The 24,690-nt window shown below is 45.5% G+C and carries 18 protein-coding genes; 15 read left to right on the forward strand and 3 right to left on the reverse strand.

Annotated elements, in window-relative coordinates; all coding sequences use genetic code 11:
- Window positions 1-316 precede the first annotated feature (316 nt).
- Together AC1S8V_RS13640 and AC1S8V_RS13645 are read left to right on the forward strand one after the other, a co-directional pair.
- Window positions 317-1,285 carry a LacI family DNA-binding transcriptional regulator gene (locus AC1S8V_RS13640; RefSeq protein WP_482074034.1) on the forward strand — a complete coding sequence of 323 codons (969 nt, stop codon included), beginning with the start codon at window positions 317-319 and terminating at the stop codon, window positions 1,283-1,285.
- Between the two features lie 205 nt (window positions 1,286-1,490).
- The gene (locus AC1S8V_RS13645) at window positions 1,491-1,784 is read left to right on the forward strand and encodes a DUF3817 domain-containing protein (protein WP_482074035.1); all 294 of its coding nucleotides are present in this window, start codon (window positions 1,491-1,493) and stop codon (window positions 1,782-1,784) included.
- 83 nt (window positions 1,785-1,867) lie between these two features.
- On the opposite strand, the gene AC1S8V_RS13650 is transcribed toward AC1S8V_RS13645, so the two are convergent.
- Window positions 1,868-2,005 carry a hypothetical protein gene (locus tag AC1S8V_RS13650; RefSeq protein WP_482074036.1) on the reverse strand — a complete coding sequence of 46 codons (138 nt, stop codon included), beginning with the start codon at window positions 2,003-2,005 and terminating at the stop codon, window positions 1,868-1,870.
- A 118-nt stretch (window positions 2,006-2,123) separates the two neighbouring features.
- On the opposite strand from AC1S8V_RS13650, the gene AC1S8V_RS13655 reads away from it, so the two are divergent.
- From AC1S8V_RS13655 to AC1S8V_RS13680, 6 genes are all read left to right on the forward strand, one after another.
- Window positions 2,124-2,468 carry a thioredoxin family protein gene (locus tag AC1S8V_RS13655; protein ID WP_482074037.1) on the forward strand — a complete coding sequence of 115 codons (345 nt, stop codon included), beginning with the start codon at window positions 2,124-2,126 and terminating at the stop codon, window positions 2,466-2,468.
- A gap of 180 nt (window positions 2,469-2,648) precedes the next feature.
- On the forward strand, window positions 2,649-3,662 hold the full coding sequence (locus AC1S8V_RS13660; RefSeq protein WP_482074038.1) for a LacI family DNA-binding transcriptional regulator: 1,014 nt from the start codon (window positions 2,649-2,651) through the stop codon (window positions 3,660-3,662).
- Between the two features lie 311 nt (window positions 3,663-3,973).
- A complete protein-coding gene (locus AC1S8V_RS13665; RefSeq protein WP_482074039.1) occupies window positions 3,974-4,978 on the forward strand; it encodes an ABC transporter permease in 1,005 nt (334 codons plus the stop codon).
- A gap of 15 nt (window positions 4,979-4,993) precedes the next feature.
- Complete coding sequence (locus AC1S8V_RS13670) at window positions 4,994-5,881, forward strand: carbohydrate ABC transporter permease (protein ID WP_482074040.1); 888 nt, start codon at window positions 4,994-4,996, stop codon at window positions 5,879-5,881.
- A 37-nt stretch (window positions 5,882-5,918) separates the two neighbouring features.
- Window positions 5,919-7,562, forward strand: coding sequence for a type 2 periplasmic-binding domain-containing protein (locus AC1S8V_RS13675; RefSeq protein WP_482074041.1), 1,644 nt, complete (start codon window positions 5,919-5,921; stop codon window positions 7,560-7,562).
- Between the two features lie 22 nt (window positions 7,563-7,584).
- Complete coding sequence (locus tag AC1S8V_RS13680) at window positions 7,585-8,937, forward strand: glycoside hydrolase family 30 protein (protein ID WP_482074042.1); 1,353 nt, start codon at window positions 7,585-7,587, stop codon at window positions 8,935-8,937.
- 25 nt (window positions 8,938-8,962) lie between these two features.
- Here AC1S8V_RS13680 and AC1S8V_RS13685 read toward each other — a convergent pair whose 3' ends face one another.
- Complete coding sequence (locus AC1S8V_RS13685; RefSeq protein ID WP_482074043.1) at window positions 8,963-9,796, reverse strand: AraC family transcriptional regulator; 834 nt, start codon at window positions 9,794-9,796, stop codon at window positions 8,963-8,965.
- Between the two features lie 122 nt (window positions 9,797-9,918).
- Between AC1S8V_RS13685 and AC1S8V_RS13690 the strand changes: the two genes are divergently transcribed.
- The gene (locus tag AC1S8V_RS13690; protein WP_482074044.1) at window positions 9,919-11,376 is read left to right on the forward strand and encodes an alpha-L-fucosidase; all 1,458 of its coding nucleotides are present in this window, start codon (window positions 9,919-9,921) and stop codon (window positions 11,374-11,376) included.
- 146 nt (window positions 11,377-11,522) lie between these two features.
- On the opposite strand, the gene AC1S8V_RS13695 is transcribed toward AC1S8V_RS13690, so the two are convergent.
- The gene (locus AC1S8V_RS13695) at window positions 11,523-12,512 is read right to left on the reverse strand and encodes a helveticin J family class III bacteriocin (protein ID WP_482074045.1); all 990 of its coding nucleotides are present in this window, start codon (window positions 12,510-12,512) and stop codon (window positions 11,523-11,525) included.
- A gap of 747 nt (window positions 12,513-13,259) precedes the next feature.
- Here AC1S8V_RS13695 and AC1S8V_RS13700 point away from each other — a divergent pair.
- The 6 genes from AC1S8V_RS13700 to AC1S8V_RS13725 all read left to right on the forward strand — a co-directional run bounded on the left by AC1S8V_RS13700 (window position 13,260) and on the right by AC1S8V_RS13725 (window position 24,687).
- Window positions 13,260-18,506, forward strand: a complete 5,247-nt coding sequence (locus tag AC1S8V_RS13700; RefSeq protein WP_482074046.1) for a S8 family serine peptidase — start codon at window positions 13,260-13,262, stop codon at window positions 18,504-18,506.
- 225 nt (window positions 18,507-18,731) lie between these two features.
- Entirely contained in the window at window positions 18,732-19,904 is a 1,173-nt protein-coding gene (locus AC1S8V_RS13705; RefSeq protein WP_482074478.1) for a GntR family transcriptional regulator, read from the forward strand.
- A 222-nt stretch (window positions 19,905-20,126) separates the two neighbouring features.
- Complete coding sequence (locus tag AC1S8V_RS13710) at window positions 20,127-21,428, forward strand: glycoside hydrolase family 125 protein (protein WP_482074047.1); 1,302 nt, start codon at window positions 20,127-20,129, stop codon at window positions 21,426-21,428.
- 95 nt (window positions 21,429-21,523) lie between these two features.
- On the forward strand, window positions 21,524-22,906 hold the full coding sequence (locus tag AC1S8V_RS13715; protein WP_482074048.1) for an extracellular solute-binding protein: 1,383 nt from the start codon (window positions 21,524-21,526) through the stop codon (window positions 22,904-22,906).
- Between the two features lie 67 nt (window positions 22,907-22,973).
- Complete coding sequence (locus AC1S8V_RS13720) at window positions 22,974-23,840, forward strand: carbohydrate ABC transporter permease (protein WP_215075037.1); 867 nt, start codon at window positions 22,974-22,976, stop codon at window positions 23,838-23,840.
- 22 nt (window positions 23,841-23,862) lie between these two features.
- Window positions 23,863-24,687: a carbohydrate ABC transporter permease gene (locus AC1S8V_RS13725; protein WP_482074049.1), complete on the forward strand. Its 825-nt coding sequence runs from the start codon at window positions 23,863-23,865 to the stop codon at window positions 24,685-24,687.
- The last annotated feature ends 3 nt before the right edge of the window (window positions 24,688-24,690 follow it).

Here is a 24,690-nt window from a genome sequence, read left to right on the forward strand (position 1 = left end):
ATTAAGATGATTCATGTATAACATAAAAAAAGCTTAAACGTTGTAACGGGTTACACGTCAAGTTTTACTTTTGACCCCAAATTAAGGCATACTATTATTCTAAATAAGTTCAACTAAAATTTACACGAAAACGGAGAGGACAGAAATAACCAGAAGAAGCGAAGCGGTCGCCTTTATCCCCGGATTTTCCCGTTAAGATAAGGGAATCAAAAAATCTGGGGATAACAGCGATCGGAAGGTTGTTCTGTCATCGAAGTGCCAGTGTAAATAATCTTAGTTGAACTTATATAGTTCGTTAGCAAGAAAGGAGTCTCCGATGTCCAAGTTCGATGAAATTATGAAGCGGTCCGGTTACTCAAAAGCGACAGTGTCACGCGTGATTAATCATTCTCCGCATGTTAGTGATGAAGCAAGACAGATCATAACGGATATTATGAAACAGTTGAATTATATTCCCAACCGGAATGCGGTATCGTTATCTACAGGGCAAACAAAGCAGATTGGAATTGTGACCTCTACCACAGGTGAGATCATTCTTACATTCATGAATCAATTCATTGATACAGCCATGGATTTTGGGTTTCAGACGATTATCTATACATCCCGTGGAGATCCGGAGATTGAATTGCAGGCGTTCGAAGATCTGCGCAGTAAACGAGTCGATGGGCTAGTTATTATTGCTTGTGTCAATGACCCTCGCAAACTGAAGGCATATTGCGATTATGGCCCCATTGTCTCCTGGCAGCGAATGGGGAATGACGAGATTCCGTCTGTCGCTATGGATCAGGCAGAAGGGTATAAGTTAGCTCTGGAGCATCTGGTATCAAGAGGATACACCCGAATTGCCAATGCATTTGGCAGGGCTGAAAGTCTGAATACCCAGAGCCGCCGTGAAGCCTATGAATCTTTCATGAAGAGCAGAGGTATGCAAGTGTGGACTGAAGCGTATCAATATTCCGTATTTAGCTCCTCAGATGGCGAAGAAGCAATGCGAAGAATGGCAGAGGGACCAGAACTTCCACAGGCCGTATTATGTTCGAATGATTATGCAGCCATCGGCATTCTGAGTGAAGCACGCAGACGAAATATTAAGGTGCCGGAACAACTCGCCATTGTGGGGTTTGATGATATCGAGCTTTCCCGTGTTCTCGGAATCACGACCATACACAATCCGATTGCGGAGCAAGCCACCCAGGCTTTTCATCAATTGTGGGCCGTATTGGGTAAAACGGAGTTGAAGACAGAGCAGCTGACATATCAGCTGATTGAGCGTGAGACGACTTGAATCCGTAAGACCTGATGTGGGAATCTGGTTTTATGGATTCAATAATTATTCAAATTTGAAGCATCTTCGAATCGAAGTCATACGTTATACTGAAGATGAGCTTCAGAATGACATATCTGTATAGAGATGTGGCGTGAAGTTTTTGTATCATGTTACAAGTTACATATTTCACAAACGATCTGCGGGAAAGGTGAGAATGGACTTTATGAAGACAGTGACAGGCCGATTCAGAATTGCGGGCATATGGGAGGGCGTATCATTACTTCTATTGATTTTTATTGCTATGCCTCTGAAATATTTTGCAGATATCTCTTCCGCTGTGGCCGTAATGGGCATGATTCATGGCATTTTATTTCCTTTGTACCTTATTGCGCTTGTGCATTTGGCTGTGGTTAAAAAGTGGAAAATCACGCGCTGGCTGATGGGTGGACTGGCCGGTCTATTGCCTTTTGGAACTTTCGTATTCGAATCCTATTTTCGGAAAAGAGATTGGAAGTAAACATCCAATAGAAGAAAAATCAAAGCAGGCGACCAACTACGGATCATATCCGAACAGGTCGCCTGCTGAGTTCTATGCGAGTTTTATTTCACTGTACCTTGCTGACGATCAGACAGCAGACTTACGCCAATATCGCCAGAGGCATCCGACACAGGTGTAAACGCCGAGAAGGAAGTAACAACAACCAGGGCAGTGAACAGAACCAAGAATGATTTCTTCATACCATAACCTCTTTCATATGGGGATATATTCCATTTAATTCTAACGCAGATAAGCTATACTTGAAAAGAAAAGGTTTAGGTGAGCAAGTCATCGAATGACGGAAAGGGCTGAGCTTCTATGAAAGATATTCATGAGTTAACATCCATAGAAATGGTTGAAGAGGCGATTCAACAACATGAATTGTTTTTTTTGTATGTATCTCGGCCAGAGTGCAGTGTATGTCACGCTTTACTCCCCAAGATCAGGGCGTTACTTGAACCTTATCCATCGATATACCTGGCTCACATTGATGCTAACGAAGTGGAAGAGGTTGCATCCAAGTTTCTTATTTTTACCGTTCCAACAATGATCATGATTGTAGAGCAGAAGGAGTATATTCGAGCGGATCGTTTTGTTCGCTTGGAACGTCTGGAAGAGCAGCTGCAACAGATTCACTCCATGTATATTCAGGATGAGGAATAGAAAGCTAAAGCTTCATGAACGGCGGCTCATACGTGAGCCGTTTTTTTGCGCCCGTAGTGACATATAACTATCGATAAAGGACATGATGCCTGAACTCGCAAATTAAAATGTTGCCATAAAAACGGTTTCATGTTAGTTTAAACATTATAAAAACGTTTTTATAGCAAAGGAACAAAACTTATGGCAAAGATAACGATAAAAGATGTAGCAAGGGAAGCTGGCGTATCCATATCAACGGTCTCTAACGCCTTGAATGGTGTGGATGTCTTGAACCCGGAGACCAAATCGCATGTTCTCAAGGTGGCAGAGCGATTGAATTATGTGCCCAACCTGAACGGTAAGCTGTTGAAGTCAGGTCAAACCAAAATGTTGGGCTTTTTCACGACAAGTGTATCGGGTCCGTATTTCTATAAGCTTGTCGAGTCGATGTCTCGCGAATGTGATCGTCTGGGGTACGGGCTGAATGTATTTGTGACCAAGGATAAACACGTTATTATGAGTAATATTCTGGGTCGGCGGGTGGATGGCGTCATTATCTACGAAGAGCTTCGGATCGATGAGCAAGATATTATCGCCATGGAGAAAGACAAGATCAAGGCTGTTTTTCTGGATAGGGTCTATCAGAGTGATACCATGGGAAGTGTCATTTTTGACTCGTACGTGGCGGCTTACGAAGCAACCAAGTATTTAATTGGGCTGGGGCACAAGAACATTGCTTATATTTCTGGCGTGGACACGATGTTTGACAGTGTGCAGCGTAGAGATGGCTATCTGGCTGCCTTGCGTGAATACCAGCTTCCAATCGATGAAGATTACATTATACAAGGGTATTTTGAGGAGGAGAGCACGTATAGTGCGATAAAATCTTTTCTTCATTTACATCCCGGCAAGCGGCCTGATGCATTTCTTGCAGGGAATGACTTGAGTGCAATTGGCTGTATGCATGCGTTGAAATCTGAGGGTTTTGAAGTGCCTCAAGATGTTAGTGTCGTGGGTTTTGACGATATTGATATCGCACAGTATTTTTCTCCACCGCTTACAACGGTAAGAAATCAAATTGCAAGACAGGGTATCCTGGCCATCAATCAACTGGTGGGTATGATCAAGGAGAAAGAACAAGGGGCTGCACAGAAATTGGCGGGTGAGCTGGTGGTGAGAGGTTCAAGCCATGTGAAGATCGACCGGAAAGATTAACGTACAAATATGTTCAACTGAATGATTTACACTGGCACTCCGATGACAGAACAACCTTCCGATTGCTGTTATCCCCAGATTTTTATTGAATTCCTTATACTAAGGGGAAAATCCAGGGATGGCGTATGCTTCCGATGTAGCTTTCTTTCAGAAAGCTTTCAGGCGAACGCTTCGCTTCTTCTGGTTGTTTCTGTCCTCTTCGTTCTTGTGTAAAAGTATAGTTAAAAATATATAGATGTGAGCCAAGGGGGTTTTTATGTTAAAAAATAAAAACGTTTTTATAACAAATAGATGGAGGGGAGCAAAAGAACGTGGATAAATTAGCCGTAGAGACATCATCCGTAGAGACATCAACCGGTAAAAATGCGATCAATCCCAATGGAAAGAAACCCATCGGACAACGGATCAAAGAATTCGTAGTAGATTATCGAAGACAATGGGAGATTCAATCGATGATTATCCCTGGTATTATTTTTATGATTATTTTCTGTTATATCCCGATCTACGGTTTGACGATTGCTTTCAAAAATTACACGGTCATTGATACGCTGGCTACCGCTCCATGGGTAGGACTGGATAATTTCAGAATCATTTTGTCTGACAAATACTTCTGGGATGCAGTCGTGAATACACTGGGGATTAGTTTTTTGAAACTAGGTATAGGCTTCGTCATTCCCATCATTCTCGCGATTATGATCTACGAGTTAAACAGCGGACGCTTCAAGAAGTTTGTGCAAACGGTTTCATATTTACCCCACTTTTTGTCCTGGATCGTACTGGGGGGAATGCTGATTACCTGGTTTTCAACAACGGGCTTATTTAATCAATTACTACTTAGTCTGGGAGTGATCTCGCAACCGCAGAACATCTTGCTGGATGCAGGCAAGTACTGGTGGATTGCTACGTTATCGGATATCTGGAAAGAGGCAGGTTGGGGAACCATTCTGTATCTGGCGATCATGGCGAAGATTGATCCTACGTATTATGAAGCTGCCAAAATCGATGGTGCAAGCCGTCTCAGACAGATCTGGAATATCACATTGCCTAATATGAGATCAATTATCAGCTTAAATCTGATTTTAACTGTAAGCGGTTTATTGGGGTCTAATCTGGACCAGACCCTGGTTCTCATGAACTCCCAGAACCGCGACAAAGCGGAAGTCATTAACTCGTACGTGTATCGTATGGGTATGTCTCAGGGTGACTTTTCATATGCAACGGCCGTTGGCTTGGCTGTCTCGATCATCTCTGTGATTTTACTCGTCACGGCGAACAAAATCACAAGCAAATTAAACGATAATCAATCTGTGTTGTAGAAGGAGGCATCCCGCGTGAATGGAAAGGTGGCAAAAGAAGATCTCGATAGTCGGATCTTTGATACCTTAAACATGATTTTGTTAATCATCTGTACGGTCGTTATTCTGGTTCCGCTCTGGAATGTTATCATCTCTTCCTTTAGTTCAGGCAAGGCGCTGGCGGAAGGTGGATTCATCTTCTGGTCACCGGAATTCTCGCTGGAGAATTACAGAGCTGTATTCAACGATCAGGGCATCTGGCAGGCCTTCTTCATATCGGTTTCCAAGACAACGATTGGCGTTGTTACACATGTGTTCTTCTGTGCCATGGTTGGTTACGGTCTGAGCAAAAAGTACATAAAAGGCCGTAAATTATACGTTGCCATGGGTGTTATTACAATGTTCTTCTCCGGCGGTATGATCCCGACGTATCTGTTAATCAAATCACTTGGTTTGCTTAATAGCTTCTGGGTGTACATTATCCCGGCGTTATTCAGCTTCTATGATGTCGTCATCCTGATGAATTTTTTCCGAAATGTCCCGGATTCGCTGGAAGAATCGGCCAAGATTGACGGTGCAGGGGATTGGCATATTTTCCTGAAAATATTCATTCCGCTCTCCATGCCTGCCATGTCTACGATTGCGCTATTCAATGGCGTTGGGCAATGGAACGACTTCATGACGACCAAGTTATATATTACCGATCAGTCACTGTATCCACTTCAGATGATGCTGTATGAGATTATCGTTCAGTCCCAGACCCAATCCATGCAAAATGTTGGAGGTTCGGCTGTGATTGAAACAACGACCAAAGGCGTGCAGTTGGCCACCATTGTCATTACTACGCTACCAATCGTGCTGATCTATCCCATCGTTCAGAGATATTTTATCTCGGGAATGATGCTCGGAGCGGTCAAGGAATAGGAGAACTAAATACCCCATTTTGAGGAGGAACAAAAACATGTTGAAGTTGAACAAGGCATCAGGCAAAAAAGGGATTAAATTGCTCGCAACACTGCTCACAGCCGTAGTTATGATTACAGGTTGCAGCGGTGGATCTGGGGGCTCCAGTGAAGGAAACTGGGTATCCATTGAAGATCGTTATACGGTCGACCCGGAAAAGCCAGCTTGGCAGTTGGATAAAAAGGAAGAGGCTACCGACCTGACATGGTACGTCAATGCGGACTGGTGGAACACTGATTTTGGCAAGGACATAGTTACCAAGAAAATCAAAGAGGATCTGAACATCAATATTAAATTCATCACGGGTGATGATACCAAGTTAAACACCTTTTTCGCAGGTGGAGATATGCCTGACTTGCTGACGGTGTTTGACACCAATTCTCCTGTGGTCCAAAAAGCTGCAACCTGGGCGATGCCGCTGAACGATCTGGCGGAAAAATATGATCCTTACTTCAATAAAGTTGCGGCTGCCGATACATTGAACTGGTTCCAATTGGCGGATGGTAAAACCTATGGTTACCCGAACTATTCCAATACACAAAAGGATTATGATAGCGGTAACATTCCTGCCAAAACGGCATTTATCATTCGTAAAGATGTGTACGAAGCTTTGGGTAGTCCGGTCATTGGAACGCCAGAAGAATTCCAGAGTGTGATGAAACGAATGAAACAAGAGTTCCCTGCGCTGATTCCGTTTGGATTCAACTCCATTGGTGAAGGAACAGGTTCACTCGGGGATACGTTACAGGATTTCATCGGTGTTCCGTTGGAGACCGAATCAGGAGAATTTTATGATCGCAATCTGGATGAAGATTACCTCACGTGGTTGAAAACATTAAACACCGTGTATAGAGACGGCAATATCAGTGATGACAGTTTTGCCGATGATGGTACCGCTTTTGAAGAAAAAGTGAAGTCAGGTAAATATGCGACGATGCTGCTTGACGGTACACCTCAACAAGGAGGAAACTTGCAAATCTACATGAGTGCGAATCCAGGCAAAGAATATGTTGCTATCGATGGACCGCAGAGCACCAAAGGCAATGCACCAACATTGAATCAATCCGGGATAACGGGGTGGATGATCAATTTCATTTCCAAGGATTGTAAAGATCCGGCCAAGGCCATTCAGATATTCACATACTTGCTGAGTGAAGAAGGACAGACGCTTATGAATTACGGGATCGAAGGGGAGACCTTCGAAACTAAAGCCGACGGTAGTGTAGAATTACTGCCAGCAGTGAAAGACATGCAACTGAATAACGCAGATCAATTCAAAAAGGATTATCGGATGGGTGAATTTATGTTCTTTGGTCATGACCGCCACAAAGCACTCAGTGCAGATGCTTTTCCGGAAGCGATTAAACAGATGCAGGAGTGGGGTAAAGGCAAGCTGAAACCACACTTCATTCTGGAGAATATTAGCCCGGATCAAGGTACACCTGAAGCTCGTGCGTTGTCAGCGATCAATACGAAATGGAATACAACGCTGGTCAGTATGGTGCGTTCCAAGGATGATGCCTCGTATGACAATGCACTGGCTGCTTACAAGTCATTTCTAGGTGAAAATCGGTGGGAAGAGATTGTGAAGGTACGCAGTGAAAAGATGAAATTGAACAAAGAGAAACTAGGCATTCAATAATAGAAATACAAAGGAGAATCCTATGACTACATTCAAAATGTACAAATCTACAGGTGAAGATGAACTATTTGTACCCGTGTCGACGGATCAATTGAAACCTCTTGCCCCTGATCTGGAGACAACGACTATCTATCTGGATGATCAGCTAACGTATCAGGAGATGGACGGATTTGGTGCTTCTTTTACCGATTCTTCCGCCTATCTGATCAATCAAATACTGAGTGAAGAACAGCAGAATGAGGTTATGACCCGGCTGTTCCATCGTGAGAAAGGGATCGGACTGTCAGTCATCCGTAATCCGATGGGCGCTTCGGATTATGCTAGAACGGTATACAGTTATAACGATATGCCAGAACAGCAGACAGATCCAGAATTAACCCAATTCAGCATTTCACATGATGAAGAGGACGTTATTCCTTTAACGCAAAAGGCTCTGGCATTGAATCCTGAACTGAAGTTATTTGCTTCACCATGGAGTGCACCCGGATGGATGAAAACGAGCGGATCGATGATTACGGGACAGTTGAAGGCTGAATGGTATTCCGTTTATGCCGAATATTTTGTGAAATATATTCAAGCGTATACAGAGCATGGATTACCGATCCATGCTATCACACCACAGAATGAGGCGCTCTATGAACCCGGGCACTATCCGGGTATGTTGATGCCAGCCGAAGCGCAAGCAGACTTTATTAAGAACCATCTCAAACCAGCCTTTGTACAAAATGAGATTCAAACCAAGATTCTCTGTTACGATCACAACTGGGATCAACCGGAATATCCACTGACCGTACTGGAACAAGCGGGTGAGGAAGTAGACGGAGTAGCCTGGCATTGGTACGGGGGCGATGCTTCTGCTCAAACGAAGGTTTATGAAGCTTTTGCAGGTAAAGAAGTGCATTTCACTGAAGGTTCAGGCGGGGAGTGGATTCCGCCATTCGAGCAGGCCTTCTCCAATGTGATGCGAACGGGAATTCAGATTCTTCGTAATTACAGCAAGTCCTTTGTACTGTGGAATATGGCACTGGATGAGAAGAATGGGCCTGCGGTTCCTGGTTTTGGTCGCAGTACGTGCCGTGGGATCGTGCAAGTGAATCAGCAGACGAAGGAGCTTACGTATACACTTGATTATTATGCCTTGGCACACTTTAGTGCCTTCATCCGTCCAAAGGCAGTTCGCATTGATTCGGCGTCCAGTAATCATTCCATCTGTTCAGTGGCGTTCAAAAATATTGACGGTTCTGTCGCATTAGTCCTCTTCAACGATAGTGAAAAGGTGGGCAATGTGAAGGTTAAACTGCGAAATGAAGAGCTGTTATGTTTCCAATTGGAGAGTAAAGGTGCCATGTCCATATTAATTCATTCGAATACGTAAAAAACAAAGCATCAGAGCTTACGCCCTACGAGGTCCAAACCGTAGTTTGTCTGCGGAACTCCGTAGGCGTGAGCCCTGTATGCTTTTTGAACTGTCTGGAGAAATAATACAAATCACTGAATCCGAGATTCTCGGCAATGGCTGTAATGGTGTTCGGAGTGCAGGTTAGCAGTTCCTTGGCTTTGTCGATTTTTTTGCCTGTGATGTATAGGATTGGCGGAATGCCGATCTGCTGCTTGAAAAATCGAATAAAATAATTTGGATGCATGTAGGCGATCTGGGCCAGATCCTGAACCGAAATATTCTCTTCGATGTTGGAATCAATGTAAGCCAGAATGGCAGACAGCTTCTCCATGACAGGCACGTTAATAAAAGAGATCTGATCCAGATCCAGACTCATGATGTAATGAGACAGTAACTCGGTCAGTTTACTTTTGGCCATCATATGGGCATAGACTTCATCGGACTTCGCATATGTAAGGATGCTGCTGAAAATCCCCTGAATCAACTCAGGTTGATCTATCGTACAGCGATGTGGGAATTTCAGAATTTGGAACAAATTGATCCCCCCAACCTTTGCACTAAAGTGACACCAATATTTGAGAAAAGGACGGTCGTTAATGGCAGAGTAAGATTGTTTGATTCCCTCTGGCATTAAAATAAGCTGATTAGGCGTAGGGTAATACTCCTCATTCCCAATCTTGAGCCAACCTTCGCCTTCGCATATGAAATAAAACTTGCTGTAATCAGGCGTGTAATCCAGATCCCGCCAATCGGTGTCGCACCGATTGTAGTTGACCATGAATAATTCAACTTGCAGATTGGACAGGTAGTTCGTAAGCAAAGTTTGGTGATTCATGATCCTCATCTCCATACAAGGTTAGTATTGTCCATCTAAAAGTTAGTGTTCTGCATGTTTATCATTCGGCCGTAGAACTACAATACAAATGCAGACGATAACGGAAGGAATGAGAACATAGCATGGATAAAAACGAATATTTGCAACAGATCGAAGCAACGATTGCGAGCGGTAAATTCAAGGACAGTTGGAGTTCACTTAGCGCATTTCAAGTTCCTGAATGGTACCAGAAGGCGAAATTCGGCATCTTCATCCACTGGGGGCTGTACTCCGTTCCGGCCTATGATAGCGAATGGTATTCGCGAAATATGTATATTCAAGGTTCCAAAGCTTATGAACATCACCTTGCGGTGTATGGACCCCATAAGGAGTTTGGATATAAAGACTTCATTCCGATGTTTCGTGCAGAGAAGTTCGATGCAGACGAATGGGCCACGTTATTCAAACAAGCCGGAGCCAGATATGTTATGCCTGTAGCCGAGCACCATGATGGTTTTCAGATGTACAAGAGCTCTATCTCACACTATAACACATATGAAATGGGCCCCAAACGGGATCTTCTGGGTGAGATGAAGGCTGCGTACGAGAAGCAGGGGCTGACCTTATGTGTGTCGTCTCACCGCGCCGAGCACTGGTTCTTCATGTCTCACGGGAAGGAGTTTGATTCCGATATTAAGGAACCCCTGAAGCGTGGGGATTTCTATTGGCCTGCCATGCCCGAGCCGAATCATCATGATCTGTATGGTTCGCCTCCAACCGAGGAGTATCTGGAAGACTGGTTAATTCGATGCTGTGAACTGGTGGATCAATATCAGCCGAAGGTCTTTTATTTCGATTGGTGGATTCAAACGGTTGCATTCAAACCCTATCTCAAGAAATTCGCTGCCTATTATTATAACAAAGGTGAAGAATGGGGCATCCCTGTAGCCATCAATTATAAACATGAGGCCTATATGTTTGGCTCTGCTGTTCCGGATGTAGAGCGGGGACAATTCGCGGAGCTCAAGCCCTATTTTTGGCAAACCGATACGGCTGTCGCTAAAAACTCATGGTGTTACACGGAAAATAATAACTATAAAACGGCTGAGGAGATCATTCGGGATCTCGTCGATATTGTAAGCAAAAACGGGAATTTACTGCTGAACATTGGACCCAAAGCAGACGGCAGCATACCGGAAGAAGATCGCGACATTTTGCTGAGCATTGGCAAGTGGCTGGAAGTGAATGGGGAAGCGATCTATGACACGTCATTCTGGCGTACGTTTGGCGAGGGTCCGACAGAGGTGAAGGAAGGGCAATTCACGGACGGGGATACGAAGGTATTTACGAGTGAAGATATACGGTTTACGGTAAAAGAAAGCTACCTCTATGCCACGGTACTTGTTTATCCAGAGGATGGTATTGTGCATGTAAAGTCCCTGAGGGCGATGTCTCATCATTTTCAAGGTATCATTAAGAACATCGAAGTTTTGGGTTTCGAGGATAAACCCGAATGGATAAGAACAGAAGGTGCTCTGACCATTACAACAACGAAAGTGCAAAGCAAATCACCTGTCGTTTTTAGGATAGAATTGGACTAAGAGGTGGACCGTGTTCCTTTCATAGAAGAGGAATCGGACGGATAAACCAGGTTAATTCGTACTACAGTTGATATGAAAAGGGCGCATCCAGGAGTATTATTACTCACCGGATAGCGCTCTTTGGGTTGCTTCAAGTTCTGAGAGTGTTAGAAAGTGCTGTCGGGAACGTAGTATATTTTTTGCCCGTTCGCTTTGTTTCCCGGATCGGTAACGATGGTGAAGTATACGTTGCCGTTCTTCGTCTGAACGCCCTCGATTTCATGCTTGCCGACATTCGTTATTTTTACAAGGGATTGGTATGCTCCTGAGCTTGAAATTTTGGCAATCTGAGGCGTTTCCCCTTCGCCCCCGCCCGATGTAAATATTTGCGTTTTGCCCAGCAGGTCTACCCCCTGGAAAGATCCGTTGGGTCTGATAATGGCATTGCCCGACTGTGTGAAGCTGGTAACAGCAGCCTTCACCGCAGCTGCGCTGTCCATTCGAACCTGCTTGTTATGATCCGGAAGCTTGTTCAATGCGACCGTATCATAAATGGACCAGGTGACGGTTTTCTCCTTCGTTTGTATACGAAAAACGGTGTAGTTGCTGTTGCCACCGCCATCCACACGGTAGGTTTCACCCAGTTTCGAACCGGTTTTGTTGGCATAATTCATATAGGTGAACCGATGGAGATCGGTATAATCCACAGTTTTGCCTGCCACGTATTGCAGTCGGGCTACCTGGAGTGACCAATTCTCTGGTTTGGAAGGATCGGCTTTTGAGCTAAAATAAAAATAATTGGACCCATTGTACGTATACATATCCAGTGTTTGGCAATGACCGCTGTTTGTGATGGTCATTTTATCTACGTATACAGCATCGCTGCCCTTTATGAGTAATCTGGAGAGATGACATGTCCCGCCCACACGCTGAGTAACATACACGTATTTATCTGCGATGTAAGCCTTTTGCACCACACGGTCATGCTTGAGTCCTTTGAGGTTGTAGGCCAGTTTTGCCGATGCGTTTACGGTTTTTCCGGGAGATGCGCCCATTGCAGGCAGGACAGACATGCCAAATAACAGCATTGCAAGAACAACGGATGTGAGTGTTTTCCATTTCCTTTTCGTAAAATGCAGGGATTGATTGTTAAACATAGGAATACCTCCTTCAAAAAGAATATATCATTTGATTTTCAAATGCCTCTGAAAACTGCATATAATATAATACCATATTTTCCATATTAAAGTAACCTGAACTGAATTTTCTGAGATAGCAACCACAAAGTGAAAGAGGGGTCATAGTTATAAAGAACTGCTTTAACCTTTTGAAATTACTAATTGTTCGCAATTGTGAAAAGAAAGAGAAACATGTAGAGACATTAGATATATAAAAGCCTTTAAAATGCTTATTTTCTATATTTTTCAATAAAAGTGCTTGTATATCTCGAAAAATGACTTTATACTATACCAATAAAATCCAATTAAATTCCTAATTAGTATTATATGTAATTTAAATGGTTTTCCACTCACTCGATTTACGATCAAAATTCATATTCACTACTCCTTGGCAAGCGTTCTGCTAACGCTCCTGATTACCCTTCCACATGAATGCTTATAGACATTCACTCTCATTGCATTACTCAAATACCCAAACCGTTTACTCTCATGATTTATCCGATACACTCAATCTCCTAAACCTCCAAGTGAAAATTCATAGACTGATCTGTTATCTCTTCTGATCCATATTGTTCCCTAACCCAACCTGTAAAGGAGGTGAGGCTTTATGTGAAATCCAGAGCATCTATTTCGTCCGCAATAAAGGTTGTTTTACCGTTTTATTCTGCAGAGAAGGGCATATGTACCAGACTAAATTAAAAAACCGGGTTAAAGGAGTGGAAAAGTTTGATAAAGATTAATCGGTTACGCAAGCCCATCTCCATGGGGCTCTCGCTTCTCCTTGCATTTTCGATCATTCATCCGGTTTCAGCTGAAAACTCCACATCATCCAAATTGGACATGAAATCTGGACTCGCCAAAGTCTCAGAATCCAAAGTAAACGCCAAGTTGACCAAAGAATTTGAGGGTAGTGAATATGTTACCTATCTGGTGAAAATGAAAGAACAGGTGGATACAGCAGCAGTCTCCAAACAGGCCCTTGAAAAGGCAACCATCGCCAAACAAACGGCTTCAGCCACAAAGCTGTCCGTTCGGAATTCGGTCGTCAGCTCTCTGCGAGAAACAGCCTCACGTACACAGTATCCATTGGAAACTTATCTGGAAAAGGAAGTTGACCTGGGCAAGGTCAAAGAATATAAAAGCTATTTTATCGTCAATTCACTGGCAGTAACGAGTACCGAAGAAGTCATGGAACAGATTGCGCTGCTGCCTGAGGTGGAGAAGATTCTACCGAATGAGACGAGATACTTACAGAAAGCTGAAGTGAGTAAAGAACCGGCGAATGCGGCACCAGGCAAAGATGCTGTCCAAACGCCAGCTAAAGACTCTTCAGTCGGAGTCAAAGACAAAGAGCCTGCTGCAAAGGAGAAGCTTGCGACAGAGAACGTGGAATGGAACTTGGATTACATCAATGCGCCAGCCGTGTGGGATCGGGGCATCGATGGAACAGGGATTGTCGTTGCCAATCTGGACAGCGGTGTGGACTATACCCACCCTGCGCTTCGCAGCAAATGGCGGGGATTGGATTCTTCGGGCAATATCGTTGATCCCGAACTGAGCTGGTATGATCCGCACAGTAATGCTTCACTTCCTGCGGACGGAGATGGGCATGGTACACACACGATGGGTACGATGGTTGGCTCTGAAGCAGATGGCACCAATCAGATCGGGGTTGCTCCCGGTGCGAAATGGATTGGTGTGCGGATATTCAATCCGGAAACAACGGATGCCATTATTCTGGATGGCGGACAATGGTTGATTGCTCCGGTGGATGCGGAAGGCAATCTGCATCCTGAACTTGCACCGGATGTCGTCAACAACTCATGGGGCGGAGGCGCAGGACTGGATGAATGGTTCCGACCAATGGTGCAAGCCTGGCGTGATGCTCAGATTTTCCCGGAATTCTCCGCCGGAAATGTGAGACTGGGTAACCCGGGCGGACCTGGATCTGTTGCGAACCCGGCCAACTACCCCGAAAGTTTCGCCACTGGAGCCACAGATATCAATGGTAACTTGGCATCCTTCTCGTTGCTGGGTCCATCTCCATATGACGAGATCAAACCGGAAGTATCTGCCCCTGGTGTGAATATTCGTTCAGCAGTTCCGGGTGGTGTATATGAGGGAGGCTGGAACGGAACGTCGATGGCGGGTCCGCATACAACGGCGCTTGCTGCACTCCTGCTTCAAGCCAATCATTCCCTTACGGTGGATCAGCTGGAGCAGATCATTACAGATACAGCGACGCCGAGAACAGATAGTCAGTATCCGACATCTCCTAATAACGGCTACGGTCACGGCATTATTAACGCTCTTGATGCCGTGGGTTCTGTACTCGAAGGGATCGGCACAGTTTCTGGCAGAGTCGTTACAGCCGGAGATGATCTGGAAGAGCCGGTACTGGCGCACACCCCTGTCAATTCAGCCTTTACAGGTATCGATATTCCACTAACGGCTCATGTGACAGATAATGTCGCGGTAGTCTCGGTTGAGGCTTTTGCCAAAACGACAGGTACCAACCAGTATGTGTATCTGCCGATGAATCGGATTGCCGGGGATAACAAAGATGGTACGTACACAGCAACCATTCCGGCATTTCTCATTGAGCCACAAGGTGTAGAATATTATATCCGCGTGAATGACTATGGCAACAACGGATTCGATAGTCAGGTATACAAGGTGGCTGTCTCCAATGGTGTTCAGCCAGGATATCTTCAGGATTTTGAAGAAGATCAGCTGGGCTTCACCACTGGCGGTACCGGAAGTACATGGGTATGGGGAGCACCAAGCAGTGGTCCTGGAAGTGCACACTCCGGTGACAAGGTGATTGCAACCAACTTGCAAGGCACTTATCTGGGGAATAGCAATGCATATCTGCTTGCGCCACCAATTGATCTTACTGAGAGTCCGGAAGGTGCGTTATTATCTTTCAAACACTGGTATGATCTGGAGAATAACATCGACTTTGGCAAGGTATATATCGCTTCCGAGGATAGCGATTATGTGTTCGAAGAGTTGTTAAGCTTCACGGGTACGGGGGGGAACTGGAAGAAACAATATGTGGACCTTCGCGCATACGCGGGACAGCAGGTATTTATCAAATTCAATCTGACCAGTGATAACTCGGTGCAAAAGGCTGGTTGGTATATTGATGATTTTGCAGTTGAAGAATTGGATGATCTTGCACCGGGAGCTCCTGCAGGATTGACTGCCACCGCTGATATTCTGGGCAATGTAGCCTTGAGCTGGACTGGTCCGAGCGATGAGGATCTCGAATCCTATGTGGTATATCGCTCCACAACCGCCGGTGCAGGTTATGAATCCATTGGAACTGCAACAGGAACAACGTTTACGGATACAGCTACGGTTACGGATTCGACCTATTACTATACCGTTGCGGCACTAGATTATAGTGGCAATGAAAGTGACAAGTCGAATGAGGTCTCCATTACAGTAGAGGTGCCTCAAGATATCTATATCGATCATTTCGATGGCAGTGATGATCATGGCTGGACTCATTCAGGAACCAAAGATGAGTGGGAACGCGGCATTCCGGTAACGGGACCTGCCAGCGCGGTTTCTCCACCGAATGTCTGGGCGACTGATCTCGACAATACCTACGAGAATGGCTCCAACTATTCGCTCGTATCTCCGGTCATTGATTTGACGGATGTATCCGAAGGAACACTTACGTTTAATCATTGGTACGAGATTGAGAGCGGATATGATTACGGATATGTGGAAGTCACCAAAGATGGTGGAACGACATGGTCAGAACTGGGCAAATTCTCACATAGTACAAACGGTAAACAATGGGCACCGGTATTTTATGATCTGGATGCACTTACCGGTCATGCAGTTCAATTCCGGTTCCGTCTGACCTCAGACAACAGTGTTGTGAAGACAGGCTGGTTCATTGATGATTTCCGTGTACTGGGTGTTGCTGCTGAGACAGTAACTGAGGACAGTGCGGTTGTGCTTAACAGCGACAAACCGAAACCGTCTTATGATAACCCATGGTACAAAATTTCGCGGACAGACAAAGCGGAGTTCAACAAAACGAAACAGCAACAACCGGAAGTTGAAAAGCCAGGAACAGGTTCGGTTAATCCACAAAGCCTGCCTGCAAGTGCAACGGTTACCGTACTGGAAACCGGACGTTCGGTGAAGACGGATTCAGCTACAGGCAAGTATAGCTTCACACACGTAGCAGGTGATTACACGTTAAAAGCTGAGGCATATGGATATTATCCTCGAACTCAGCAGGTAACGATCACCGATGGCAGTGGAGCCAAAGCCAACTTTAATCTGGAAGCAATCCCGCATGGACAGATTGAAGGTGTAGTAACGGATGAGCGGACAGGACAACCACTGGCTGATGCTTCTGTTCTCGTGGTGGAAGATGCCAATGTAGGTGAAGTTCGTACAGGTTCAGATGGCAGCTTCGTTATTCAGGTATTGGAAGGAAGCTATACTTTATCCATCCGGGCGGCTGATTATTACAGTAAAACCGTCACTGTGACTGTACCTGGTAATGGTACGGTAGAGGCGAATGTTGCTTTGAAACCATTCATCGGTTTTCCAGGGGAAATTGCTTATGATGATGGAACAGCAGAAAACGCACGGGCTTTTAACGCTGCGGATAACGCTTGGGCAGTTCGAATGACACCAGAGCTGGAGACCGCTCAACTGACGGGTGCATCATTCCGTTTCTGGAACACCGAATGGCCTGTACCTGGAGGTACAGCGTTCCAATATGCCGTCTATGATGCATCGGGTGCTGGCGGAGCTCCGGGACGACAACTGGCCGGACCATTTGACGGTACTGCACTTCGTAACGATCAATGGACAACCGTTGAATTCCCGGAACCGGTCATTGTAACGGGTGACTTCTATATCGTGTATGTACAGACTTTAGCTGGAACCAGCGCTCCGGGACTCGCTACCGATGAGGATGGTCCAAATGCAGGTCGAAGCTGGCAGCGAGTAGGTGGAGCTTGGAGCACTTCACCTGCCGAAGAAGGTAACTACATGATTCGTGCAGTTGTGAGATATCCGGTAAATGCACCTGTGCTCACAGCACCAGCGAACACGTATACGAATCAATCAACCTTCACTGTGTCGGGAACATCTCCGGCATCCGGCGCTCAGATCAAGATCTACAACGGCAAAGATCTGGCTGGTACGACAACTGTGGCAAATGGGAAGTTCTCATACGGTGTGAAACTCCGTTCTGGCATCAATGCGATTACTGCCGAGGCCGTGGTGGACGGAAAAACAACCGACCGTTCACTGCCCGTTGTCATCATTTTGGATCAGACTAAACCACAGTTGACGATTCTTACGCCAGCTCAAGGGGATCGCATCAATGCAGAAGTTGTTCACGTAACGGGGAATGTCGTGGAACAATTCCTCGATAAGGTAACCGTCAACGGACAAACCGTACAAGTGGGTAAAGACAGAAGTTTCAGTCACCGCGTATTGGTTAATGAAGGCGAGAACATGATTACCATTACAGCAACCGATATTGCTGGTAACAAAATGACCGTAACCCGTACCGTCTATGTGGAAACGGCGTTACCAGAACTTACGAATATTACGCCAGCTGAAGATGTTCGAATCACATCAGGGGAGAGTGTCAGCGTTTCATTTGACAGTAAACCTGGTCTGCAAGCATCTTTTCGAATTCAGTTACCGCTGAATTTGAATGCCCAAGGGGCAGGAGAGATTCCAATGGTGGAAACTGAACCAGGTCGTTACACGGGTACGTACACAACACCTTCATCCCTTGTTCTTGAGGATGGAGTCATTGTAATTCGTGCTCAGGATGCAGCGGGCAACAAAGTAGAGGCTGAAGCAGCTGGACGATTGTCCGTCAGCGCAGCACAAGAACAATCCGTTCCAGAACCAGATTCGAGCCCTGAAGAGACTGGAACGGAAGTGAGTCCACCTTCCGCTGAGGGCCTGCAACCTTAATTATGCAAAGAATGATATGGATGATTAATACGTTTTGACCATCTAAGCAAGAAGCCGATAAGCCGAGGTATCAGGGCTTGTCGGCTTTTTGTTGTATCACGATCACTCTGACATCTAAGATTACTCGGCTATGGTTATTTACGCCAAATAAATTTAATAATGAACTTAATAATATAACATGATATATTAGGATGTAGAACATGAGAAGTATGGGTATTTATGGAGGTGTTTGTATTGGGGAAAGACTCGGCATCCAAGCCGATGTATGAACAGATCTTTGAATCCTTGCGTGAACGGATACAGCTTCATCAATATCAAGTGGGTGAGCGTGTCCCTTCGGAGAAGGAATTATGTGATGAATTCGGAGTGAGCCGGATTACAACGAAAAAGGCGCTTGAGATGCTGGCGAGTGAACAATTAATTGTTCGTCAACCGGGACGGGGTTCTTTTGTAGCCGACACAGCAGATGTGTTACAAGAAAGATCTAACAGACCTGCTCCGCGTGCTGCGGTTAAAGATTCAGAGAAGAAACTGCTCATTGGTCTGGTTATTACTAACTTCAGTGATATGTATGGTACAGAACTGTTATATGGTATGGAAGAAGCTTCGCGAGAGCATGATTGTTTTCTCGTACTTAGAAGATCCTTCGGGATTCCGGAGCAGGAGGAACAGAGCATTCAGGAACTGCTGGAACTGGGTGTGGACGGATTGATTATTTTCCCGGCACAGGGTGAGTATTTCAGCGATGAGATTCTTAAACTGGTCGTTAACAAATTCCCGTTTGTCCTGATTGACCGGTACTTGAAAGGCATCCCGGCTTCATCTGTCAGTACGGATAATGTAGGCGCGGCGCGAGAAGGGATGAATTATTTGTTCGATCTCGGGCACCGACATATCGCTTTTCTGACACAGCCTCCGGCGAACACTACACCGATTGAAGAACGAATTGAAGGCATCATTGAGGCACATCATGATCAAGGTGTACTGGTGAACAGGGAATTGTGGTTAGAATCTTTTCTTTCAACATTGCCAAGTGTGTTCGATCCTCAAGTCGAGGTCCGCGATGTGGAAACACTGGTGGAACATTTACAGAAATACCCGCAGATTACAGCACTTTTTGCTGCGGAGTACCATATTGCTTTACTTGCAGAACAAGCGGCTGATCAGCTTGGTCTGAGGATTCCGGAAGATTTGTCCATCATTTGTTTTGACAGTCCAAACGCTGCCGAAGGAAGCCGTGTAACACATATGCGACAAAGCCAGTTTGATATGGGAAAACAAGCATTCGAGATGGTGCTTCAAAATATGCAGAACAACGAAATGGCAGTGAACAGAGTCATTCTGCCTGCCCACTTGGTGAAGGGAAAATCGACGAGTACGGTGAAACAAAAGGATTGATTTTAGCTGCCAGTATTTAATTGTGTTCAAGAAGGGACTTCGTGTGAACGAGGTCTCTTTTTTGTGCGGATAAAAAGGGGATAATCATTTTAAATGGTATACTATTCCGAGGTTTAAATAAAAACAACATGCTAATATACAAATAAATATATTGACATAACATTATATTCGTTTTAGGATGATGAAAGCGGTTAACAAACTAGATTACATAAGGAGGACAACATGCTAACACCCAGAGAAGATCAAGACATTTCCCCCTCGATATACGACATGATTGATCGAGTTAACAAACGTATGCCGGATTATCCGGAACTTAACCAAATGTTTAAAAACTGTTTTACCAATACGATGGCGACTACCATTCAGCGCAAAGAAGATGGAACAACTTTTGTGATTACGGGAGATATCCCTGCCATGTGGTTACGTGATTCTGCTGCACAGGTCAGACCGTATCTGGTTCTCGCTGCAGAGGATGAAGATATCGCCGACATGATCGCTGGACTGGTTGAACGGCAACTGAATTATATTCTCCTGGACCCTTATGCAAACGCTTTTAATGAGACGGAGAGTGGAAAAGGACATCAGCAAGACCTGACGCAGATGAATGATTGGATCTGGGAACGCAAGTATGAGATCGACTCTCTGGCTTATCCGATTCAGCTCAGTTACCTCTTGTGGAAGAATACGGGCAGAACAACTCAATTCAACGATACGTTCCGCAAAGCAGCCAAGATTATCATGCAATTATGGCAAGTGGAGCAGCATCATGAGACAAAATCACCCTATACGTTCCAGCGTCTGGATGCTCCCGAAACCGATACGCTCAGCCGAGAGGGACGAGGTACTGAAACCGCCTACACAGGCATGACCTGGTCGGGATTCCGTCCCAGCGACGATCGCTGTGAATATGGTTATCTGATTCCATCCAATATGTTCGCCGTTGTGGCGCTTCGATATCTACAGGAAATTGCTGAAGCTGTGTTCGAGGATGAAACGCTGGCAGCGACTGCTAAGGAGCTGGAGGAACAGATCAACAAAGGTATTCAGGATTATGGCACCGTTGAACATCCGGAATATGGAACCATATATGCGTACGAAACGGATGGTAAGGGCAACTACAATCTGATGGATGATGCTAACGTGCCAAGCCTGCTGTCTTTACCTTATCTCGGATATGTGGAGGAGAACGACGAGGTGTATCAGAATACACGCCGTTTCATTCTATCCTCGCACAACCCGTACTTTTATGAGGGAACTGCAGCTGCTGGAATCGGTAGTCCGCATACACCGGAAGGGTACATCTGGCATATCGCTTTATCAATGCAGGGGCTGACTACAGAGGATCGCAACGAAAAACTACGTTTGCTCCAGCTCATCCATAAGACGGATGCGGATACCGGACTGACCCATGAAGGCTTTTCGGCCAACAATCCACATGAATATACCCGTCCATGGTTTTCATGGTCCAACATGCTCTTTAGTGAACTGATTATGGATTATTGCGGATTCCGCGTAGAGAAATAGGATTGCGTTAGAAATAAGATAGGCGAGCAAGAGGAAACCTGCGAGTACATTATAACGATCGGAATTCAGACCATTCCGACAAAGGAGACCGAACCATGAAAAAGCTCTCATTTAAAATGCCAGTCGTTGTAGCCATGACGTCCTTGCTCCTGTTCACCACCGCTTGTTCAAGCGGCAGTTCATCCAGCACAGGCACAACCAGCGACGGGAAGAAGGAAGTCACCGTATCGTTCCGTTCTTCCGGATCAGAAGATACTCTGACGAAATTTTTTAAGTCGGGTCTGGTGGATGAATTCGAGAAGCAGAACCCGGATATCCAAATTAACATTGCGCCTGTACTGGCAAGTGAGGGTGATTATACCTCCAAGATGGTTTTGCAGATGAAATCCCCGGATACGGCGCCTGATGTCATTGCCGAAGATACATCCATCATCAAATCCGATGCTGCTGCGGGATATCTGGAGCCGCTGGATACACAGGTTCAGGGATGGTCCGATTGGGAGGAACACATCATCGACAACCTGAAGGCAGGGGTTACTGGCGAAGATGGCAAGGTGTACGGCGTTCCAGCTACCTCGGATACACGCGGAATCTGGTACAACAAGGAACTGTTTCAACAGGCGGGTCTAGAAGTTCCATTCAAACCTGCAAGCTGGACAGAGGTACTCGAAGCAGCACGTACGATCAAGCAAAAGTTGCCGGGTGTTACTCCACTTAATATGATCGTGGGCAAAGCAAACGGTGAAGGTGTTACCATGCAAACGCTGGAAATGCTGCTCTATGGTACGGCAGATACGCTGTATAACGACACGAGCAAAAAATGGGTCGTTAACAGCCCGGGGCTGCTGGATTCCTTCAAATTCATAGATCAAGTGTTTAACACGGATAAAACAGGTCCGACCATGCAGGTTGCCTTGAATGGACAAGCTGGCAGTATTGCATTCCAGCAACAGTTCCCGCAAGACAAACTGGCGATGGCTGTAGATGGTAGCTGGGCAGGTTCAACATGGGCCGAGAACGGTGCTGCTCCAATCGCCAACGTCGAAGAGAAAATAGGTTTTGCACCCTTCCCGACACAAAATGGGGAAGAACCTGGGGCGACTACGATGTCTGGAGGATGGGCTTGGTCTGTTCCTGCACAGGCGAAAAACAAGGAAGCAGCTTGGAAATTTATCGAGTTCCTGATGAACAAGGAAAATGCGACTGCTCGTGTAGTAGCGGAAGGCAGCCTCAGTCCACGTAATGATTCCACAGAAGTTGAAGGTTATACGGATCGTCCATATACAAAAGAAGCACAGGAACTCTTGAATGTGGCTCACTTCCGTCCAGCGAACGATCAATATGCAGCGGTATCCGCACAATTGCAAAGCATTGTTGAGAGCATTGCCTCTGGCAAGCTGACGCCGGAAGAGGGAATTACACAATTGAAGGACAATGTATCCCGTTCCCTTGGCGCGGACAGCATCGAAGAGAAATAAGGATATCGATATATTCGGAGGGGGAGGCATAATCTCCCCTTTTTCCGGTTCGAATGGAGAGTGACTTATGAAAAGGAAAGCACCCGGCTCATTTCTGTTTCTAATGCCTTCCGTACTGTTATTACTTGTTTTTTTCATTGTTCCCATCATTCTGACGATCTGTTTTGCCTTTACGAATATGGCTCTGACCGGGGCGGCAGCCAAGAGTTTGGAGTTTGTTGGATTCCAAAATTTCATTAATATGTTCCATGATCCGGACTTTCGGATTAGTGTCTGGCGCACGCTGGTCTTTCTCATCTTCTCCGCAGTGATTGGTCAGGTATTGCTTGGGTTCATACTGGCTCTTCTAATGAAGGAGAAAAATGTGACGTTCCGCCGGGTCATTGGCATCATCGTTATTGCGGGTTGGGTGACACCCGAGATTGTTGTGGCATTCTGTATGGTGGCCTTTTTCAGTGACAATGGTTCATTGAATCAGATCCTCGGCTGGTTTGGGGCAAGTCCAATCTCCTGGTTATTCAGTTTCCCTATGGTGAGTGTCATTATCGCAAATATCTGGCACGGAACGGCCTTTTCAATGATGGTCTATCAGTCGGCACTGGATGATATCCCGAAGGAAGTTGAAGAAGCTGCGATTATTGACAGTGCCACCGGGTTCCAGATTGTCAGACACATTACGATTCCAATGGTAAAAGGGTCCATCGTCACCAACATGATGTTGGTCACCCTACAGACACTGGGTGTGTTCACGCTGATCTATACGATGACCGGTGGTGGCCCGGGTACTTCGACACAAACCTTGCCGATCTTCATGTACAACCAGGCCTTTGTGAACTATCAGTTTGGATACGGCACAGCCATATCGCTGGTTCTGCTGTTCATTGGTATTATCGCCAGCCTGTTCTACATGCGATCCATGAAAGTGAAAGTGTAACCATGAAGGAGGTTCGATTCCTATGGTCAAACATGGGCTTCAACGCAAAATCCAGTACGGGATTCTAGTCTTTCTAGGGCTCTGTTTTTTATTGCCGCTGCTCTGGATCATTCTGGCTTCATTTGACCCGAACGCACAACAGGGCATCAAAATGCCCAGTACCTGGACCATTCAAAATTTCAAGGATGTACTCGGGGATTCGAGCAATCTTCGTTCATTCGGTGTGGGTCTGATTCTGTCGGGAGGACAAGCAATATTGGTTGTTCTGGTATCTGTTCTTGCTGCTTATCCCTTATCCCGTTACGAAATGAGGTTCAAAAAAAGCTTCCTGTTATCCATTCTGTTCATGACAGCTCTTCCGATTACTGCCGTGATGGTTCCGGTATTTCAAATGTTTCTGTTCTTCAAAATGCAAAACTCCATCATCGCCACAATGCTGTTCCTGACCGCATCTTCACTTCCTTATGGCATCTGGATGATGAAAAACTTCATGGATTCGGTTCCGATTGATCTGGAAGAATCCGCATGGATTGACGGTGCGTCCATCTGGAATGGTTTGAGACGAATCGTAGCACCATTGATGTTGCCTGGTATTGCAACGATAGCGATATTTACCTTTTCGGGAAGTTGGGGCAACTTCTTCGTGCCATACATCCTGCTTCAGACACCGGAGAAACTTCCGGCATCCGTCACGATATATCAATTCTTCGGCAGCCACGGCATGGTTGAATACGGCAGATTGGCTGCATTTTCACTACTTTACACGATGCCTTCGGTTGTGTTGTACATCTTCTCCCAGCGTTACATGTCCAAGGGCTTCAGCATGGGCGGGGCAACCAAAGGTTAATGA

The organism is Paenibacillus sp. B46(2026), assembly GCF_056786355.1.

Bases quoted from the DNA above. Each gene is read 5' to 3' on its own strand.
- AC1S8V_RS13650 (WP_482074036.1), bottom strand. From the start codon at position 2,005: ATGAAGAAATCATTCTTGGTTCTGTTCACTGCCCTGGTTGTTGTTACT.
- AC1S8V_RS13695 (WP_482074045.1), bottom strand. From the start codon at position 12,512: ATGTTTAACAATCAATCCCTGCATTTTACGAAAAGGAAATGGAAAACA.
- AC1S8V_RS13725 (WP_482074049.1), top strand. From the start codon at position 23,863: ATGGTCAAACATGGGCTTCAACGCAAAATCCAGTACGGGATTCTAGTC.
- AC1S8V_RS13645 (WP_482074035.1), top strand. From the start codon at position 1,491: ATGAAGACAGTGACAGGCCGATTCAGAATTGCGGGCATATGGGAGGGC.
- AC1S8V_RS13715 (WP_482074048.1), top strand. From the start codon at position 21,524: ATGAAAAAGCTCTCATTTAAAATGCCAGTCGTTGTAGCCATGACGTCC.
- AC1S8V_RS13680 (WP_482074042.1), top strand. From the start codon at position 7,585: ATGACTACATTCAAAATGTACAAATCTACAGGTGAAGATGAACTATTT.
- AC1S8V_RS13690 (WP_482074044.1), top strand. From the start codon at position 9,919: ATGGATAAAAACGAATATTTGCAACAGATCGAAGCAACGATTGCGAGC.
- AC1S8V_RS13640 (WP_482074034.1), top strand. From the start codon at position 317: ATGTCCAAGTTCGATGAAATTATGAAGCGGTCCGGTTACTCAAAAGCG.
- AC1S8V_RS13655 (WP_482074037.1), top strand. From the start codon at position 2,124: ATGAAAGATATTCATGAGTTAACATCCATAGAAATGGTTGAAGAGGCG.
- AC1S8V_RS13685 (WP_482074043.1), bottom strand. From the start codon at position 9,796: ATGAATCACCAAACTTTGCTTACGAACTACCTGTCCAATCTGCAAGTT.
- AC1S8V_RS13660 (WP_482074038.1), top strand. From the start codon at position 2,649: ATGGCAAAGATAACGATAAAAGATGTAGCAAGGGAAGCTGGCGTATCC.
- AC1S8V_RS13720 (WP_215075037.1), top strand. From the start codon at position 22,974: ATGAAAAGGAAAGCACCCGGCTCATTTCTGTTTCTAATGCCTTCCGTA.
- AC1S8V_RS13675 (WP_482074041.1), top strand. From the start codon at position 5,919: ATGTTGAAGTTGAACAAGGCATCAGGCAAAAAAGGGATTAAATTGCTC.
- AC1S8V_RS13710 (WP_482074047.1), top strand. From the start codon at position 20,127: ATGCTAACACCCAGAGAAGATCAAGACATTTCCCCCTCGATATACGAC.